Origin of the sequence: Intestinimonas butyriciproducens, from assembly GCF_016901775.1 — a bacterium.
GTDB lineage: Bacteria > Bacillota > Clostridia > Oscillospirales > Butyricicoccaceae > Pseudobutyricicoccus.
On the sequence record NZ_JACJKW010000018.1, the window covers coordinates 1 to 18027 of the forward strand.

Sequence of the window (18027 nt, forward strand, 5' to 3'; positions counted from 1 at the left end):
GCCCCAGGTCCACCCCCTGGGCTTTCAGATAGTCCCGCAGCCCGTCCCGCTGTGTCTCCCCTTCCACCGCCACCAGCCCCTCTCCGCTGATGCGCACATTCAGTCCTTCCAGAGGCAGGCCCTCCGGCAGACGCTGCTGCAAAAACTCTTTGGCATATTCCTCGGTGATGAGCATTTGTTCTCCTCCTGTTCCGGCCCCCTGGGCGCTGTTTGGCTCCGGGGGAGCGGGCCGGGCATCCCCCCGCAAGGTGCGGCCCTCCCAGAAGATGCTGCCGATGAGCAGCAGGCAGGTGAGCAGGCAGGCGATGCACACCGCCAGATACAGCCGGTTTTTTGTTTTTTCGGTCACAGTCCTTCCCCCCCTTGCTGTCAGTGTATGGGGCGCACCCTGGGAGTATGCCCCTTTTTTTCCCTGCCGCCGTTGCGAAAAAAGGGGAAAGGTGTTATACTTTTTTATTAGCATTGACGAAAAAACAAGGGGAGGACAACATGGGAAAAACATCGGTGACAGTATCCCAGGAGGAACTTTTGCGCCAGCAGGAGTACAGCCAGCGCATCCATCAATATTATCAGGAAAAGCTGGGGCGGGCGCCCGTGGCCTGCACCGACACCTACGGCTGCCAGCAGAATGAATCGGACAGCGAAATACTCCGGGGCATGATGGCCCAGATGGGCTTTACCTTCACCCATGAGCCGGAAGAGGCCGACCTGGTGCTGTTCAACACCTGCGCCGTGCGGGAACACGCCGAAATGCGGGTCTATGGCAATGTGGGGGCCCTGGTGCACCAGAAACGCCGCAATCCCGATCTCATCGTGGCGGTGTGCGGCTGCATGGCCCAGCAGGAACGGGTGGCCGAAAAGATCAAAAAGAGCTTCCCTGTGGTGGACTTGCTCTTCGGCACCCATGTGCTCTATAAATTCCCCCAGCTTCTGTGGCGCAGGCTGGAAGGGGGCAAGCGGGTCTTTGACATCTCCGGGGATGCTTCCGGGGTGATCCTGGAAGGGGTGGAGCCCAACCGGGACCGGTCGGTGAAGGCCTGGCTGCCCATTATGTACGGCTGCGACAACTTCTGCTCCTATTGCATCGTCCCCTATGTGCGGGGACGGGAGCGCAGCCGGGAGCCGGAGCAGATCATAGGGGAGTTCCGCTCCCTTCTGGCCGCCGGCGCCCGGGACATCACCCTTCTGGGACAGAATGTAAATTCCTACGGCAAAAACACCCGGGCCGGCTGGGATTTTGCAGATCTCTTGGACCGTCTGTGCCAGGAGGAAGGGGAGTTTCTCATCCGGTTTATGACCAGCCATCCCAAGGACGCTTCGGAAAAGCTCTTCCAGGTAATGGCTAAAAATCCCAAGGCGGCCAAGCACCTGCACCTGCCCTTCCAGTCGGGAAGCAGCCGGGTGCTCCGGGAGATGAACCGGTCCTACAACCGGGAGCAATACCTGGAGCTCATCGACCTGGCCCGGAAATATATGCCCGATGTGACCCTGAGCAGCGATGTGATCGTGGGCTTCCCCAATGAGACCCAGGAGGAATTTGAAGAGACACTGAGCCTGATTGAAAAGGTGCGGTTTGACAATCTGTTCACCTTCATCTATTCCAAGCGGGAGGGGACAGTGGCCGCCAAAATCGACGACAAAGTGCGGATGGAAGAGAAAAAGCGCCGCTTCCAGCAGCTTCTGGAAGTGCAGAACCGGATTGCCAATGAGCAGAACGCCCTGCTCTTAGGGCAGACCATGACCGTGCTGGTGGACGGCCTGGGGCAGGATGAAGAGTATCCCCTCACCGCCCGCACCCAGGGCCAGAAGCTGCTGCGCCTGAAAGGGGCCGGGGAGGGGCGGATCGGCCAGTTCGTCCGGGCCAAAGTGACAAAGCACACCACCTGGTCCCTTTTCGGGGAGATCCAGGACTGAGGAAAAGGGGAGGACACATGGCAAAAGAGAAGCAGACGGGGGAGGCAAAAAAGCTCACCCCCATGATGCAGCAATACATGGCGGTGAAAGAGCAAAACCCCGACGCCATCCTGTTTTACCGGCTGGGGGATTTTTATGAGATGTTCTTTGAGGACGCCAAGGTGGCCTCCCGGGAGCTGGAGCTCACCCTCACCGGAAGGGACTGCGGCCTTCCGGAGCGGGCGCCCATGTGCGGCGTGCCCTTCCACAGCGCCGAAAGCTACATCGCCCGGCTGATCCAGAAGGGCTACAAGGTGGCCATCTGCGAGCAGATGGAGGACCCGGCCACCGCCAAAGGGCTGGTGAAGCGGGATGTGATCCGGAAGATCACCTCGGGCACCTTGCTGGAAAGCACCATGCTGGACGAAAAGCGGAACAACTTCATCTGCGCCATCCAGTGGGATGACACCTATGGGGCCGGGCTGTGTTTCTGCGACATTTCCACCGGCCAGACCCAGGCCATCGAGATGTTCGGGGGCGGCCTTGCCGGCGCCGTCATCAGCGAGCTGGCCCGCTTTGAGCCCAGGGAAGCGGTGCTCTCCCCCAAGGCCATGGAGCAGGAAGAAGTGATAACCTTTCTTCAAAAGCGCCTTTCCTGCCAGATCGAGCGGGGGGAAGAGCAGGACTTCACCGAAGAAGCCGGGCGGCAGTGGATGGGCAAGCATTTTGAAAATACCCCCCAGCTGCAGGAGGACACAGAGGGCCGGCCCATGCTCATCGGCGCCGTGGGGGGGCTGATGGCCTACCTGCACCAGACCCAGAAAAACGACCTGCGCCAGATCAACCGGCTGGAAGTTTACACCAAGGCCCAGTTCATGGGGCTGGACCCGGCGGCCCGGCGGAATCTGGAGCTGTGCCAGGTGATGCGCTCCGGGGAAAAGAAGGGCTCCCTTCTGTGGGTGCTGGACTACACCCGCACCGCCATGGGGGGACGGCTGCTCCGCCAGTGGCTGGAAAAGCCTTTGGTGAATGCCGCCCAGATCGCCCTGCGGCAAAATGCCGTCCAGGCTCTTCTGGGGGACCGCCCCCGGCGGGACGGGGTGCTGGAAGGGCTGCGGGGGGTCTTTGACCTGGAACGGCTCATCAGCCGGGTGGTCTATGGCAGCGCCAACTGCCGGGATCTCCGCTCTTTGTGGCAGACGGCCTGCCATATTCCCCAGGTGAAGGAACATCTGGAAGGCTTCGGCGGCAGCCAGTACCTGAAAGAGCTGTGGGAGGAGATCGACTGCCTGGAAGATGTGGCCGACCTGATCGACCGGGCCATCTCGGAAGAGCCGCCCTTTTCTTTGCGGGAAGGGAACCTGCTGCGGGAGGGCTTTGACGAAAAAATCGACCAGCTGCGGGACCTGCTCAAGGGGGGCAAGGGCACCCTGGCCGCCATCGAGCAGCGGGAGCGGGAGCGCACCGGCATCCCCAAGCTGAAGGTGAGCTACAACAAGGTCTTTGGCTACTATATCGAGATCAGCAAATCCTATGCGGACATGGCCCCCGAGGACTATACCCGCCGCCAGACCCTCACCGGCAGCGAGCGGTTCATCACCCCCGAGCTGAAAGAGCTGGAAAGTCAGATGCTCTCCGCCGGGGAACAGCTCACCGCCCTGGAATACCAGCTGTTCTGCAAGGTGCGGGACAAGGTGGCCATGCAGGCCCACCGCATCCAGCGCACCGCCCGGGCCGTCGCCCAGCTGGACGCTCTGTGCTCCTTTGCCCTGGCCGCCGAGAAAAACGGCTATGTGATGCCTCAGGTGGACTATTCCGGGGTGCTGGACATCCGGGAAGGGCGGCATCCGGTGGTGGAGAAGATGCTGGAAGATCAGCTGTTCGTGCCCAACGACACCTATATGGACCAAGGGGACGACCGGGTGTCCATCATCACCGGCCCCAACATGGCGGGCAAATCCACCTATATGCGCCAGGTGGCTCTGATCGTGGTCATGGCCCAGTGCGGCAGCTTTGTGCCGGCCAAAAGCGCCCATGTGGGCATCTGCGACCAGGTGTTCACCCGGGTGGGGGCTTCCGACGATCTGACGAGAGGCCAGAGCACCTTCATGGTGGAGATGAGCGAAGTGGCCGACATTCTGCAAAAGGCCACCCATCGCAGCCTGCTGATTCTGGACGAGATCGGCCGGGGTACCTCCACCTATGACGGCATGGCCATCGCCCGGGCGGTGCTGGAATACACCGCCAGCAAAAAGACCCTGGGCTGTAAAACCTTGTTTGCCACCCACTACCACGAGCTGAAAGAGCTGGAAAGCCAGGTGAGCGGCGTGAAGAATTACAATGTGGTGGTGAAGAAGCGGGGAGACGACATCACCTTCTTGCGGAAGATCGTCCCCGGCGGGGCCGACGACAGCTACGGCATCCAGGTGGCCAAGCTGGCCGGGCTCCCTGACTCGGTGATCCAGCGGGCCAAGCAGGTGCTTCAGAGCCTGCTGGAACAGGCCCCCCAGCAAAAGACGGAGGGCCGGAAAAAGGCTTCCCAGCCGGAAGCGCCGGAAGGCCAGATGACCCTGGGGGGAGCCATGGGAGAAGAAGTGCTGGAAAAATTGCGGAAGCTGGAGCCGGACACCCTCAGCCCCATCGAAGGGCTGGGCCTTTTGTACGAACTGTGTAAACTTGCCAAGGAGTGCTGAAAAAATGGGTAAAATTTCCGTTCTGGCTCCCCAGGTGGCCAACATGATCGCCGCCGGGGAGGTGGTGGAGCGTCCGGCGTCGGTGGTGAAGGAGCTGCTGGAAAACGCTCTGGACGCCGGGGCCGATGCTGTGACGGTGGAGATCCGCCAGGGCGGCATCACCTATATCCGGGTCACCGACAACGGCGGCGGCATGGAGCCGGAGGACGCCCCCACCGCCTTCCTCCGCCATGCCACCAGCAAGATAAAAGGGGAGCGGGATCTGGAAAGCATCCATACCCTGGGTTTCCGGGGCGAGGCGTTGGCGGCCATCGCCTCGGTGTCCCGGGTGGATCTGTTCACCAAGACCCGCCAGGCTCCCCTGGGGCTGCATCTGGCCCTCACAGGGGGCGAGATCACAGAGCAGGAGGAGACCGGCTGCCCCGACGGCACCACCATTGTGATCAAGGACCTGTTTTTCAACACCCCCGCCCGGATGAAGTTCCTCAAAAAGGACTCCACCGAGGCTTCCTATGTGGAGCAGGCGGCGGAACAGGTGGCCCTGGCCCATCCGGGGCTGACCCTGAAATTCATCAAGGACGGAAAAGAAGGGCTGTATACCCCGGGAGACGGCAACATGATGTCGGTGCTCTACGCCATCTACGGCGGCTCCTTCACCAAAGAGCTGCTCACCCTCCACGGGGGCGCCCGGGAGGTGGAGGTGATGGGCTTTGTGACAAAGCCCACCTTCTCCCGTCCCAACCGGTCCATGCAGCAGTTTTTCGTCAACGGACGGCCGGTGCGCTCCAAATTGCTGGGGGCCGCCGTGGAGCAAGCCTACCAGGGGCATCTCACCTCCGGCCGTTTCCCCGCCTGCTTCCTTTCGTTGAAAGTTCCCGCCGGGGCGGTGGATGTGAACGTGCACCCGGCCAAACTGGAAGTGAAGTTCGCCCGGGAGCGGGAGGTGTTCAGCGCCATCTACCAGGTGGTGCGCAGCGCGCTGGAAGGGGACGGGGTGCTGTTTCAGATGCCCCAGGAGCAGGAGGAAGAGCCGCCTGTGCCCAAGCAGCCCTACCGCCCCAGCCTAAAACCCCTGTTCCAGCAGCCCCAGGAGGAAAAAGAGCAGCCCCAGCTGCGCCTGGATCATTCCCCTGCCACTATCCGCCCTGCCTATGCCCCGCCGGTCAGGGAATATGAGCGGGAAGAGACGGGGAGCGGCCGCTCCTTTGCCCCCAAGGGCAGCCAGGGGGAGAAAAACAGCTGGAAGAGCCGCAGCTTCACCCTGCACCCAGGGGAAAACGGCGCCCGGCGTTTGCTGTTTCCGGAGGGGCCGGAGCTGGTGCAGGGAGTGGCTTCCCCGGCGGCTCCTGCACCGGAAGGGGAGAGGGCAAAGGAGGCTGCATCCTCCCCGGCCCGGGAGCCGGTTTTGCCCCCTGTCTCACCGGCGGAGCCGAAACAGCCCCAGTCCCCTCTGGAACAGGCCGCTGCCATCCGGGTGGTGGGAGAGGTGTTTTCTACCTATATTCTGGTGGAGGCCGAAGGGGAAATGATGCTCATCGACAAGCACGCCGCCCACGAGCGCATGATCTATAACCAGCTGGAGAGCACCAGGGAGGGCACCAGTCCCCAGGTGCTGCTCACCCCAGAGACGGTGAGCCTGTCCCGGCGGGAAAAAGAGGCCCTGCTGGAAGAAGGGGAGCTGCTCTCTCGGGCGGGCTTTGAGGTGGAGGACTTCGGCGACGGCGCGGTGATTTTGCGCCAGGTGCCCATGTACCTGGAAAAAGAGGACGCCGGGTTTTTGCTCTCCGATCTGGCCGAAAAGATCCTCAGCCACCGGAAAGACCGCACGGGGCTCTATGAAGAATTGCTGGAAAGCATCGCCTGCAAGGCGGCTGTCAAGGCGGGAACCTTTACCGATGAAAAGGAGCGGGAGGATTTTGCCAGAAAGGTGATCGGGGACCCCCGCATCCGCTCCTGCCCCCATGGGCGGCCGGTGATCGTCCACCTGACAAAGCGGGAGATCGAGAAAATGTTCAAGAGGGTGCTTTAGAAGATGGAAAAAGTCATTGTGGTGGCAGGGCCCACCGCTGCGGGAAAAACCGCCCTGGCCATCGAGCTGGCCCAGAGGCTGGGGGGAGAGATCGTCTCCGCCGATTCCATGCAGATCTACCGCCGCCTGGACATCGGCACCGCCAAACCCACAGAGAAGGAACAGCAGCAGGCCCGCCACCATATGATCGATGTGATATGCCCGGGGGAAGAATACTCGGTGTCCCTCTATGCCAAGCAGGCCGCCCGGTGCGTGGAGGACATCCTGCGCCGGGGCAAGCGGGTGATCATCTGCGGCGGCACAGGCCTTTACATCGAAGCACTGCTGCGGGGCACCGATTTTGGCCCCGGGGGACAAAGCACCGATTTGCGCCGCAGGCTGATGGAAGAGTGGGAAAAAGACCCCCAGGCCCTCTGGCAGGAGCTGATGCGGGTGGACCCGGAAAAGAGCCGGAAGCTCCACCCCCAGGACCAGAAACGGGTGGTGCGGGCCCTGGAAGTGTTCCGTCAGACGGGAAAGCCCCTGTCTTATTTTGAAGAGCAGAGCAGGCTGGCGCCCCCCCGGTATCAGGCGTTATGGCTGGGGGTGCGGCCCAAAGAGCGGAGCACCCTGTATGAGCGCATCAACCAGCGGGTGACCAAGATGCTGGAAGAGGGGCTTTTGCAGGAGACCCGGCAGCTTTGGGAAGAGGGGCTTTTGCAGGGCACCGCCCTGCAGGCCATCGCCTACAAGGAGATGCTGGGCTATCTCCGGGGGGAGTGTTCCCTTGCGGAAAGCGCCGAGCTGCTGCGGCGCAAAAGCCGCAACTACGCCAAGCGCCAGCTGACCTATTTCAATCATGTGGAAGGCCTGCGGTGGCTGGAATACGAAAAAACGGAAGATTTTCCCGCTTTGGTACAAATTGCGACAGACCTCGCACTTTCCTGGCTGTAAGATGAAGTGGCCCCGAAAAAGGGGGAACTTTATCTTATGGACGGAGGAAACGGAACATGCAGGAAAACAGAAGCGCTTTGCAGGATCAGTTTTTGAATGAGCTGCGGGTGCAGCGGATACCGGTGACCCTTTTTCTGGTCAACGGTTTTCAGCAGCGGGGCGTGGTAAGCTCTTTTGACGGATTCACCCTGCTGCTTCTCAGCGAAGGCAAACAATATCTCATCTATAAGCACGCCATTTCCACCATCGTGCCCCAGACAAAGGTGGAGCGGCGGGAAAGGGGAGAATAACCCTTTCCCCGGGGCGTGCCATAGCCGGGCAGGAGGCCCTTTGACACGATTATGAGCCGAAAAACCTTTTTCCGATCCCTGGGAGCCGTGCTGCTGCTTTTGCTGGTGGTGGTCTATATGGGCTATCAGGTGATGGAGAACCTCACCGAAAAAATCATCACCGCCGATGCCCTGGAGATCACCGCCCAGGACAAAGTTTCCACCACCGGCATTTTTATCCGCCAGGAAACCCCTCTTTATTCCCAGCAGGGCAGTGCGGTGGCCTTCCTGGCCGGGGAGGGGGAAAAGGTGGCCCGGGGCCAGGCGGTGGCCCAGTTCTTCACCGATGAAAGCCAGCTGGCTCTTTACCGCCAGTCCCAGGCCCTGGGGGAAGAGATCGAAAGCGTGAAATACGCCTTCACCCACATGGCCGACGGCTCCGACGGGGTCAAGCTGGACTCCCTGATCAAAATGAATATGCTTCAGCTGGGCGCCAAGCTCCAGCAGGGGCTGGTGAGCCAGGCGGAGGAATATGCTTCCAAACTGGATGCCATGATCGTCCAGCGGGGGGTGGCCCAGAAGGGGGACACCGATTATGCCATGATCCTCCAGCAGCTGGAAAGTGAGAAGGCTCAGATCGACGCATCCCTCCAGGGGGGCGCGGCGGTGACCACCCCCGCCGCCGGGTATTTTGTGGGAAAAACCGACGGCTGTGAGGAATCCCTTACCCCCGAAGGCCTTAAAACCCTGTCGGCCGGCGCCATCACCCAGGTGGTGGAGCGGCAGGAGAGCGCCGCAGAGGCCATGGGCAAGGTGGTGGACGGCTACAGCTGGTATTTTGCCGCCCCGGTGTCAGCGGAAGAGGCCAAAAAGCTGAAGGAACTGAACAAGGTCACCCTCCGCTTTCCCCAGCTTCTGGCCGAGGACATTTCCTGCTCGGTGTACGATGTGCATGAGGACGAAACCGGGGATTGGGTGGCGGTGTTCCAGAGCGGGTATATGAACACCGCCCTGCTCATGGCCCGGGACCAGCCGGCAGACATCATTCTCCGCAGCTACACCGGGCTGAAGGTGCCCAAGGAGGCCCTGCGGCAAAACGACGAGGGTGAATGGGGCGCCTATTGCCTGGAAGGGGCCCAGGTGGTGTTCAAAAAGGTCACCATCCTTTTCCAGACCGACAGCTTCTATGTGGCAAAGGAAACCGGGAAAAACGGGGAACTGACCCGATACGATAAAATGGTGGTCAAGGCCAAGGACATTGAAAACCGAAAGGTGGTAAGCTAGCATGGAAGAACTTCGGAAAAAGATGGAAGAGCGGGTGCACTTCATCCGCCAGCAGATGGAGCAGGCCGCCGGCCAGGCGGGAAGGGCGCCGGAAGAAATCACCCTTCTGGCGGCCAGCAAGACCCAGAGCCCGGAAACTGTGGCCCTGTCGGCCGCCTTGCCCATCGATCTCTTCGGAGAAAACCGGGTGCAGGAACTGGTATCGAAATTTGACGCCGGGGCCTACGGCGGCAAACAGGTGGATATGATCGGCCACCTTCAGAAAAACAAGGTAAAATATGCTGTGGGAAGAGCCCGGCTGATCCATTCGGTGGATTCTCTGGCCCTGGGGCAGGTCATCTCCAAGGAGGCAGGGAAGAAGGGCCTGTGCCAGGACATTCTGCTGGAAGTGAACATCGGCCGGGAGGAAAGCAAAAGGGGTGTTTTCCCCGAAGAGCTGCCCCGGCTTTTGGAAGAAATATGTCCGCTGCCCCATATCCGGGTGCGGGGACTGATGGCAATTCCCCCTGTTTCTGCCAAAGAAGGGCAGAACCGCCCCTATTTTTCCGCATTGCGCCAACTTTTCGTTGACATAAAGTCCAAAAAATACGATAATGTCCATATGGACTGCCTGTCCATGGGTATGACCCACGATTATGTTGACGCAATCCTGGAAGGCGCCACCCTGGTGCGCATCGGCACCGGGATCTATGGCCCCCGGATCTATAAGGAGGAAATGCCATGAGTTTTATCGATGACCTGAAGCATTGGGCCAGAGGGGACGAGGAAGAAGAGGAAGAACTGGAACAGGAGTTCGTCTCTCCCGCCTCCGCCCCTTCCCGCCCCGAGCCGGACAACGACCGGGCCGAACGGGCCGCCCGGAGAAACAACAAGGTCGTCAATATCAATACCACCACCCAGCTTTCGGTGGTGCTGGTCAAGCCGGAAAAATTCGAGAATGCCGCCGAAATCGCCGACAACCTGCGCCAGCGGCGCACCGTGGTGCTCAATCTGGAGGACACCGCCAAGGAGCCGGCCCGCCGGCTGGTGGATTTCCTCAGCGGCGTCACCTACGCTCTGGACGGCAAGATCAAAAAGGTAGCCGCCAGCACCTATATCATCACCCCCTATAATGTGGATATCCTGGGGGATCTCATCGACGAGCTGGAAAACAACGGCCTTTATATCTGATGGGAGGCGCTTTTTGACCTATATTTCGTATCTGCTCAGGCAGGTGGCCTGGAGCCTGATCTCCATCCTGCAGCTGATGATGCTGGTGCGGGCCATTATGAGCTGGTTCCCCCAGACCCAGGGGGGGCGGCTCCATCAGGCCCTGGTGTTTTTCACCGAGCCCATCATCATGCCCTTCCGGGCCCTGCTCGGCCGCATCCCCGCGCTGCGGGGCTTTCCCCTGGACCTCAGCTTCCTTCTGGCCTATATGGTTCTCATCCTGCTGGAAACCATGCTGTGATAAGGGAAAAAAGAAAAGGATATATGCACCCCAAGAGGGCCCGGGGCCTTCTTGGGGCCGCGGCGTTTGGGCCCTTTTCCGGCGCCGTGTGATGTGATACAGAGAAAAAAGGTGGGTGTAAACCGATATGATCTCCCCGCAGGAGCTGCAAAACAAAAAATTCGAAAAGGCCGTGTTCGGCGGTTACGACATGGCGGGCATCGATGAGTTTCTGGATGAACTGATTCCCGATTATACCGCCCTTTATAAGGAAAACATGAGCCTGAAAAACAAAATGAAGGTGCTGGTGGACAAGATCGAGGAATACCGCAGCGTGGACGAGGAAATGCGCAAGGCCCTCTATTCCGCCCAGGTCACCGCCCGGGAGCTGATCCAGAAGACCCAGGCCGAGAGCCAGCAGGTGCTGGAGGACGCCCGCCGGGAGGCCGAAAGCATCCTGGAAGCCGCCCACGCAGAGGCCGAAGGCCGGGTGGCCGGGATGCAGCAGGCCATCCGTGAGGAAGAGGAACGGCTGATGAAGGCCCGGGAGGTCTCCGCCGCCTATTCCCAGACGGTGATCGAGCTTTTGCAGAAGAGCATCACCGCCATTCAGATGATCGCCGACTCCGCCCCCGAAGGGGGGGATGGGGCGGTCTCCGTCCCCACTCCCGACGCCCTGGCAGAAGAGGCGGAAGAGGGGGAGAAGGGGGATGCGGTAGACCCCATGCTGGAGACCCGGGTCTTTGAGCGGGTCCAGGCGGCCCAGCAGGCCGCCCAGCAGGCTCTTCAGGCTTCCCTGGGCCAGCAGGATGTTCCCGCCCCGGCCCCGGCCGAAGCAAAACAGGATGCCCCCAAGCTGGAGGACACCGCCCGCTTCAAGTTTGAAAACCTGAAGTTCGGCAAGGACTATCAGCCGGAAGAGGATCTGAAAGGCTGAAAACGGAACAATAAATTATAGAAAATATAGAGAGGTACTGCACCAATGGCCGATTACAACGAAACGCTGAATCTGCCCCAGACGGAATTTCCCATGCGGGCCGGTCTGCCCAAGCGGGAGCCTGGTATGCTGGAAAACTGGGACAAGATGGATCTTTACAACGAAATGCTGAAGAAGAACGAGGGCAAACCCCGCTTTGCTCTCCACGACGGCCCTCCGTTTTCTAACGGCGGACTGCACATGGGCCACGCCCTGAACAAATCCATCAAGGACTTTATCACAAGACTCTATGCCATGCGGGGCTATTATACCCCCTATGTGCCCGGCTGGGACAACCACGGTATGCCCATTGAGTCGGCCATCATCAAGCAGAACAAGCTGAACCGGAAGGAAATGAGCATCCCCCAGTTCCGCTCGGCCTGCCAGGAGTTTGCCCAGCACTACATCGATGTGCAGATGAAGGGTTTTCAGCGCATGGGCGTGCTGGGGGACTGGGAGCATCCCTACAAGACCATGGCCCCGGAATTTGAAGCGGAAGAAGTGAAGATCTTCGGCAAGATGTACGAAAAGGGCTATATCTATAAGGGACTCAAGCCGGTGTACTGGTGCCCCCACGACGAGACCGCCCTGGCCGAAGCCGAAATCGAATACCAGGACGATCCCTGCACCACGGTGTATGTGAAGTTCCCCATGGAGGATGACCTGGGCAAACTGAGCCACATCGACAAAAACAAGCTCTATTTCGTCATCTGGACCACCACCATCTGGACCCTGCCGGGCAACCTTGCCATCGCCATGCATCCCCGGGAGAGCTATGTGCTGGCAAAGGCTCCCAACGGGGAGATCTATGTGATGGCCGAGGCTCTGGCCGAAAAGGTGATGGGCCTGGGCGGTTTTGATTCCTATGAGATCATCGAACGCCATGAGGGCGCCTTCTTTGAGAATATGCTGGCCAAGCATCCCTTCCTGCCCAAGACTTCCCGGCTGCTGCTGGCCGACTATGTCACCATGGATTCCGGTACCGGCTGCGTGCACACCGCTCCCGGCTTCGGCGCCGACGACTACCAGACCTGCCGCCGCTACGGCATGGAGATGGTGGTGCCGGTGGACGACCAGGGCCGCCACACCGATTACGCCGGAAAATATGCCGGCATGAAGACCGAAGAGAGCAATCCCGTCATTCTGGCCGATATGAAGGAGAGCGGCATGCTCTTCGCCCAGGAGGACATCGTTCACTCCTACCCCCACTGCTGGCGGTGCAAACACCCCATCATCTTTAGAGCCACTCCCCAGTGGTTCTGCTCGGTGGAGGCCTTCAAGGAGGAGGCCGTGGCCGCCTGCGACAATGTGCGCTGGATCCCCGGCTGGGGCAAGGAGCGGATGATCTCCATGATAAGAGAGCGGGCCGACTGGTGCATTTCCCGTCAGCGCCGCTGGGGCCTGCCCATTCCGGTGTTCTATTGCAAGGAATGCGGAAAGCCCGTCTGCACCCCCGAAACCACAGAGGCCGTCAGCGCCCTGTTCGAAAAGAAGGGCTCCAACGCCTGGTATGAGATGGAAGCCTGTGACATTCTGCCCGAGGGCTTTGTCTGCCCCCACTGCGGTAAGAGCCATGGCTTTGAGAAGGAAATGGACACCCTGGACGGCTGGTTTGATTCCGGCTCCACCCACTATGCGTCCATGAAGCGGGACCAGGGCTTCTGGCCTGCGGATATGTATATGGAGGGCCTGGATCAGTACCGGGGCTGGTTCCAGTCCAGCTTGCTCACCGCTGTGGGTGCGCTGGGTGAGGGCGCACCTTTCAAGGAGTGCGTCACCCACGGCTGGACCGTGGACGGGGAAGGCAAGGCCATGCACAAATCCCTGGGCAATGGCGTGGACCCGGCGGAGATCTTCCAGAAATACGGCGCCGACCTGCTGCGTCTGTGGGCCGGCTCTGCCGATTACCATGTGGATGTGCGCTGCTCGGACAACATCTTCAAGCAGCTGAGCCAGAACTATCTGAAGTTCCGCAACACCGCCCGGTATTGCCTGGGAAATCTGGCGGGCTTTGATCCCCAGAACCTGGTGTCTCCCCAGGAGATGCTGCCCCTGGACAAATGGGCCATCACCCGCCTGAACCAGCTGATGGAGCGGTGCAAGGCGGCCTATGATGAATATGAGTTCCATGTGGTTTCCCACGCCATCAACGATTTCTGCGTGGTGGATCTGTCCAGCTTCTATCTGGACATCATCAAGGACCGGCTGTACTGCGAGGAGAAAGACGGCCTCGAGCGCCGCTCGGCCCAGACGGCCCTCTATCTGATCCTGGACACCATCACAAAGATCTTTGCGCCCATCCTGTGCTTCACCTGCGACGAGATCTGGCAGGCCATGCCCCACAGAAGCGAGGACGACGGGCGGAATGTGGTGCTCAATGTGATGAACGAGCCTTTCATGGAATACGCTCTGCCGGAAGAAGAGATGGCAAAGTGGGACGCTCTGGAAACCCTGCGGGACGGCGTCAACGCCGCGCTGGAAAGCGCCCGGGCCCAGAAGAAGATCGGCAAGAGCCTGGAAGCCAAGGTGACCCTGGTGACCGATCAGCCCCAGCCCCAGCTGGATGGGCTGAAAGCAGCCTTCGAAAACCAGTGGGCCGATCTGTTCATCGTCTCCCAGGTGGAGGTGAAGGAGGACAAGGGGCTGTACAGCTCCGCCGCCGAAACCCCTGTGGAGGGCGTTCGGGTGCTGGTGGAAGAGGCCGCAGGCCAGAAGTGCGAGCGCTGCTGGAAGCACGACGGCGCCGTGGGCCAGGATGCCGCTCATCCCACCCTGTGCCCCCGCTGCGCTCAGGTGGTCGGCAAAATGGGTCTTTGATCCTCTTTTCAAAGCCCAGGCTGAGATTATAGCAAAAACAAGGGCGGCGGCCCCATGGGCTGCCGCCCTGTCTATATGGAAAAGTGGCGGCGGCGGAGTGCCTCCGCAGTCGTATGTCGCAGCGCTGAGCTGAGAAGTAGGAGACAGCTTCCATCACGCTGCTCAGCTGGAGTATGTGCACGATAGTTCTATCAACGGAAAACTGCAAAAAGCTACGCCGTGGGGCATGGAAGAAGGCCGTTACAGCACCATAGTCCGTGCCCCACAACACGGGAGTGCAGGCACTGCACCGCATAGTATGGGAGCGGAGCCACTCCGCCGCCGTGGAGCGTGAAGCAGGGCTGTATTTTGGGCAGGGTGGGCGCTCCACAACATGGGAGTGCAGCCACTGCACCTGCTGCGCCCGGCAATGGAACGAAGGCCGGTTGGATGCAATCAGGCAAGGGAGGGACAAGGAATGATGCTGGAAGAGCTGCGGGAGCAGGTGGTGTTTTACGGAAACGAGATGCTGCGCCAGGGGCTGACCCTGCACACCGGCGGGAATGTAAGCGCCCGGGCGGGGGAATATATGGTCATCAAGCCCAGCAGCGTGCCCTATGCCCTCATCCGGCCCCAGGATGTGACGGTGATGGATCTCCGGGGGAATGTGCTGGAAGGGCTGCCCCCGTCCAGTGAGTGGCGGCTCCATGCTGCGCTGTACCGGGCCTTTCCGGAAATCGGGGCGGTGGTGCACACCCACAGTCTGTATGCCTGCATGATGGCGGCCCGGGGGGCGGAAGTGCCCCTTTGGCACCAGGAATTGGGCCGCTACTGCGCCAGGCCGGTGCAGTGCGCACCCTTTGCCAGGGCGGGGACGCCGCAGGTGGGGGAGGGGGCCGTGGCCGCCATGGGCAAGGATAACCAGGTGGCGCTGCTGAAAAACCACGGCCTTGTGGCCATGGGCAAGGATCTGTGGCAGGCCATGGATGCGGCCTGTGCCGCTGAGCTCTCCTGCGCCATGCACTCGGCCTGTGATGTGCGCCGGACTGGGATGCCCAAAGGAAAGAAACGGCGCACCTCTACCTGGTAGCGGAGTGCCTCCGCTGTCAAACTGCGCTGCCGCGCCCGGCAATCGAACAAAGGCCGGCGGCGTATAATTGTAAAAAGCTACATCGTGGGGCATGAGAGAAGGCCGTTACAGCACCGCAGTCCGTGCCCCACAACACGGGAGTGCAGCCACTGCACCGCCGCATAGTATGGGAGCGGAGCCACTCCGCCGCCGTGGGGCATGGAAGAAGGCTGTTACAGCACCGCAGTCCGTGCCCCACAACACGGGAGTGCAGCCACTGCACCGCTGCTCAGCCGGGCGGAGTGTAAAAGACGAAAAAGGTGAGCAATGCGGTGGAAGAACAGGCTGTAACAGCACGAAACTTGGCACCGCATAGTACGGGAGCGGAGGCACTCCGCCACTGCACCGCCGCTGCACGGAGGAATGTATGATTTTATATGGTATTTTGGTAGCGGCCATTGTGGCCGGAGATCAGCTGGTGAAATGGTGGGCCGTGGGAGCCCTGGGGCCGGGGGGCTCCTGGGATGTGCTGCCCGGCATCTTCAGCCTGACCTATGCGGAAAACCAGGGGGCGGCCTTCAGCATCCTGGAGGGCAAACGGCTGTTTTTCGTGGGCATGACCCTGGTGATGATCCTGCTCATGCTCATCCTGCTGAAAAAAGGCTATATCCTGGGCCTTTGGGGCAAGATCGCCGCCGCCTTCGTCATCGGCGGCGCTCTGGGCAACGGCATCGACCGGGTGCTGCGGGGCTATGTGGTGGATATGTTCGAAGTGCGCTTCATCCGCTTCGCCATCTTCAATGTGGCCGACATTTTCATCACCGTGGGCGGCGTGATGCTGGTGATCTATTTCCTCTTCCTGGAGGGCAAAACTCTGGGAGGGAAGGAATGATGGACAGGCGCATGACCCTCACCGTGCCGGAACATTTGGCCGGGAGCCGGTGCGATGTGTTCCTGGCCTCCATGGTGCCGGAGCTGTCCCGCTCGGCCGCCCAGCACCTTCTGGAAAAAGGCATGGTGACCAAAGAAGGCAAAACCCTGGGCAAAAAGGACAAAATGGCGGCAGGGGACATCCTCCAGGTCATTTTGCCTCAGCCCAAACCGGCCCAGGCCCAGCCGGAGGATATCCCTCTGGACATCGTCTATGAGGATGAAGATGTGGTGGTCATCAACAAGAAAAAGGGCATGGTGGTCCATCCGGCGGCGGGAAACGAGGAAGGCACCCTGGTCAACGCCCTGCTCCACCACTGCGGCGACAGCCTTTCGGGCATCGGCGGGGAAGCACGGCCCGGCATCGTCCACCGCATCGACAAGGACACCAGCGGCCTTTTGATCGTTGCAAAAAACGACAGCGCTCACCGGAACCTGTCGGAGCAGCTTTCCGACCACTCCCTCCACCGGGAATATGAGGCGGTGGTGCTGGGGCGGCTGCGGGAAGAAGAGGGGACCATCGACAAACCCCTGGGCCGCAGCCCCAAGGACCGGAAAAAGATGGCGGTGGTGCAGGGCGGCAAGCGGGCCGTGACCCATTACCGGGTGCTGGGGCGGTACCAGGGCTATACCCATGTGCTCTGCCGCCTGGAAACCGGCCGCACCCACCAGATCCGGGTGCATATGGCATCCCTGGGCCATCCCATCGCCGGAGACCCGGTGTATGGCAGCCGGGGGGACAAGTCGGGGCTTCAGGGCCAGTGCCTCCACGCCCGGCGGCTGATTTTCCGCCATCCCCGCACCGGGGAGGAAATGTGCCTTCAGTGTCCGCTGCCCCAGGATTTTGCCGACTTTCTGGCAAAACTGCGGAAAGAAAGCCAAGAATAGAAAAAGAAAGGGGAAGGGAACATGGGACGATTTGACGGGGTGATGATCCTCACCGATATGGACGGAACCCTCCTCAATTCCCAGCGTCAGCTGAGCCGGGGCAACCAGGAGGCCGCCCGGTATTTTATGGAGCAGGGGGGCCTTTTCTCGGTGGCCACCGGGAGAGCCAAGCGGGCCATGGAATATTTTATGCCGGAGCTTACGATCAACGCCCCGGCGGTGCTGTTCAATGGCTCGGTGGTCTATGATTTTGAACAAAACGCCCCGGTGTGGGAAAAGCCCCTGGAAGAAAAAACGGCCTGGGACTTTGCCCGGGACATGATGGAGCGTTTCCCCTTCCTGGGCTTTGAGGTCTTTCTGGCCGATGGGGAGTTTGTGGCCAGGAGCAACCCCATCACCGAAAAGCACTTCGTTTCCATCCGCCTGCCCCTGGTGGAGCGGCCTTTGGAATGTATCCCCCAGCCCTGGGTGAAATTCAATCTCACCGGTGAGCCGGAAAAAATGGGGCCGGTGGCCGAATACGCCCAGAAACAGTATGGGGAAGAGTATTTCATGCAGTTTTCCTCCCCCTATTTTTATGAGGTGATGGCCAAGGGGGCCAACAAGGGCGCCGGCGCCGAGACGGTGTGCCGCATCAAGGGCATCGACAAGGGCCATCTGTACACCCTGGGGGACAACCTGAACGACAAGGAACTGATGGAATGCGCCGCCTTGTCCTTTGCCCCGGAAAATGCCGCCCCGGCCATCCAGCAGATCGCCGGGCGCATTCTGCCCCATTGCGACAAGGACACCCTGGCCGCCGCCGTCCGGGTGCTGGAAGGGATATATCCTTAAGCAT

16 protein-coding genes are annotated in these 18027 nt (G+C 60.6%); 15 read left to right on the forward strand and 1 reads right to left on the reverse strand.

What is annotated here, in order from left to right; translation table 11 throughout:
• A partial coding sequence (locus tag H6A25_RS09935) for a hypothetical protein (protein ID WP_204751971.1) occupies positions 1–349 on the reverse strand: 349 nt, incomplete at its 3' end.
• Positions 350–489: 140 nt separating this feature from the next.
• On the opposite strand from H6A25_RS09935, the gene miaB reads away from it, so the two are divergent.
• The 15 genes from miaB (at position 490) to H6A25_RS10010 (ending at position 18023) form a co-directional block, all read left to right on the forward strand.
• Positions 490–1914, forward strand: coding sequence for a tRNA (N6-isopentenyl adenosine(37)-C2)-methylthiotransferase MiaB (miaB, locus tag H6A25_RS09940; protein WP_204751972.1), 1425 nt, complete (start codon positions 490–492; stop codon positions 1912–1914).
• Between the two features lie 17 nt (positions 1915–1931).
• Complete coding sequence (gene mutS / locus H6A25_RS09945) at positions 1932–4586, forward strand: DNA mismatch repair protein MutS (RefSeq protein ID WP_243423329.1); 2655 nt, start codon at positions 1932–1934, stop codon at positions 4584–4586.
• 4 nt (positions 4587–4590) lie between these two features.
• Entirely contained in the window at positions 4591–6615 is a 2025-nt protein-coding gene (gene mutL, locus H6A25_RS09950) for a DNA mismatch repair endonuclease MutL (protein ID WP_204751973.1), read from the forward strand.
• A gap of 3 nt (positions 6616–6618) precedes the next feature.
• A complete protein-coding gene (gene miaA / locus H6A25_RS09955; protein ID WP_204751974.1) occupies positions 6619–7548 on the forward strand; it encodes a tRNA (adenosine(37)-N6)-dimethylallyltransferase MiaA in 930 nt (309 codons plus the stop codon).
• 56 nt (positions 7549–7604) lie between these two features.
• The gene (gene hfq / locus H6A25_RS09960; RefSeq protein ID WP_204751975.1) at positions 7605–7838 is read left to right on the forward strand and encodes an RNA chaperone Hfq; all 234 of its coding nucleotides are present in this window, start codon (positions 7605–7607) and stop codon (positions 7836–7838) included.
• 51 nt (positions 7839–7889) lie between these two features.
• Positions 7890–9101 carry an HlyD family efflux transporter periplasmic adaptor subunit gene (locus H6A25_RS09965; RefSeq protein ID WP_204751976.1) on the forward strand — a complete coding sequence of 404 codons (1212 nt, stop codon included), beginning with the start codon at positions 7890–7892 and terminating at the stop codon, positions 9099–9101.
• A gap of 1 nt (position 9102) precedes the next feature.
• Positions 9103–9825 (forward strand): YggS family pyridoxal phosphate-dependent enzyme, encoded by a 723-nt coding sequence (locus H6A25_RS09970; protein ID WP_204751977.1) that lies wholly within the window; start codon positions 9103–9105, stop codon positions 9823–9825.
• Positions 9822–10271, forward strand: a complete 450-nt coding sequence (locus tag H6A25_RS09975; RefSeq protein ID WP_204751978.1) for a cell division protein SepF — start codon at positions 9822–9824, stop codon at positions 10269–10271. Before H6A25_RS09970 ends, H6A25_RS09975 begins: the two co-directional genes overlap by 4 nt.
• A 13-nt stretch (positions 10272–10284) precedes the next feature.
• Complete coding sequence (locus tag H6A25_RS09980; protein WP_204751979.1) at positions 10285–10551, forward strand: YggT family protein; 267 nt, start codon at positions 10285–10287, stop codon at positions 10549–10551.
• A gap of 127 nt (positions 10552–10678) precedes the next feature.
• Positions 10679–11467 carry a DivIVA domain-containing protein gene (locus H6A25_RS09985; protein ID WP_204751980.1) on the forward strand — a complete coding sequence of 263 codons (789 nt, stop codon included), beginning with the start codon at positions 10679–10681 and terminating at the stop codon, positions 11465–11467.
• A 45-nt stretch (positions 11468–11512) separates the two neighbouring features.
• On the forward strand, positions 11513–14323 hold the full coding sequence (ileS, locus tag H6A25_RS09990) for an isoleucine--tRNA ligase (protein ID WP_204751981.1): 2811 nt from the start codon (positions 11513–11515) through the stop codon (positions 14321–14323).
• Positions 14324–14780: 457 nt separating this feature from the next.
• Positions 14781–15392, forward strand: a complete 612-nt coding sequence (locus tag H6A25_RS09995; RefSeq protein ID WP_204751982.1) for a class II aldolase/adducin family protein — start codon at positions 14781–14783, stop codon at positions 15390–15392.
• Between the two features lie 406 nt (positions 15393–15798).
• The gene (gene lspA, locus H6A25_RS10000) at positions 15799–16263 is read left to right on the forward strand and encodes a signal peptidase II (RefSeq protein WP_204751983.1); all 465 of its coding nucleotides are present in this window, start codon (positions 15799–15801) and stop codon (positions 16261–16263) included.
• A complete protein-coding gene (locus H6A25_RS10005) occupies positions 16263–17189 on the forward strand; it encodes an RluA family pseudouridine synthase (protein WP_204752030.1) in 927 nt (308 codons plus the stop codon). Before lspA ends, H6A25_RS10005 begins: the two co-directional genes overlap by 1 nt.
• Positions 17190–17210: 21 nt before the next feature.
• Entirely contained in the window at positions 17211–18023 is an 813-nt protein-coding gene (locus H6A25_RS10010; protein WP_204751984.1) for an HAD-IIB family hydrolase, read from the forward strand.
• Positions 18024–18027 lie beyond the last annotated feature (4 nt).

Coding starts and splice junctions, on each gene's coding strand:
- H6A25_RS09970 (WP_204751977.1), top strand. CDS start 9,103: ATGGAAGAACTTCGGAAAAAGATGGAAGAGCGGGTGCACTTCATCCGC.
- miaA (WP_204751974.1), top strand. CDS start 6,619: ATGGAAAAAGTCATTGTGGTGGCAGGGCCCACCGCTGCGGGAAAAACC.
- mutL (WP_204751973.1), top strand. CDS start 4,591: ATGGGTAAAATTTCCGTTCTGGCTCCCCAGGTGGCCAACATGATCGCC.
- H6A25_RS10005 (WP_204752030.1), top strand. CDS start 16,263: ATGGACAGGCGCATGACCCTCACCGTGCCGGAACATTTGGCCGGGAGC.
- H6A25_RS09975 (WP_204751978.1), top strand. CDS start 9,822: ATGAGTTTTATCGATGACCTGAAGCATTGGGCCAGAGGGGACGAGGAA.
- miaB (WP_204751972.1), top strand. CDS start 490: ATGGGAAAAACATCGGTGACAGTATCCCAGGAGGAACTTTTGCGCCAG.
- H6A25_RS09985 (WP_204751980.1), top strand. CDS start 10,679: ATGATCTCCCCGCAGGAGCTGCAAAACAAAAAATTCGAAAAGGCCGTG.
- H6A25_RS09965 (WP_204751976.1), top strand. CDS start 7,890: ATGAGCCGAAAAACCTTTTTCCGATCCCTGGGAGCCGTGCTGCTGCTT.
- mutS (WP_243423329.1), top strand. CDS start 1,932: ATGGCAAAAGAGAAGCAGACGGGGGAGGCAAAAAAGCTCACCCCCATG.
- ileS (WP_204751981.1), top strand. CDS start 11,513: ATGGCCGATTACAACGAAACGCTGAATCTGCCCCAGACGGAATTTCCC.
- lspA (WP_204751983.1), top strand. CDS start 15,799: ATGATTTTATATGGTATTTTGGTAGCGGCCATTGTGGCCGGAGATCAG.
- H6A25_RS10010 (WP_204751984.1), top strand. CDS start 17,211: ATGGGACGATTTGACGGGGTGATGATCCTCACCGATATGGACGGAACC.
- hfq (WP_204751975.1), top strand. CDS start 7,605: ATGCAGGAAAACAGAAGCGCTTTGCAGGATCAGTTTTTGAATGAGCTG.
- H6A25_RS09995 (WP_204751982.1), top strand. CDS start 14,781: ATGATGCTGGAAGAGCTGCGGGAGCAGGTGGTGTTTTACGGAAACGAG.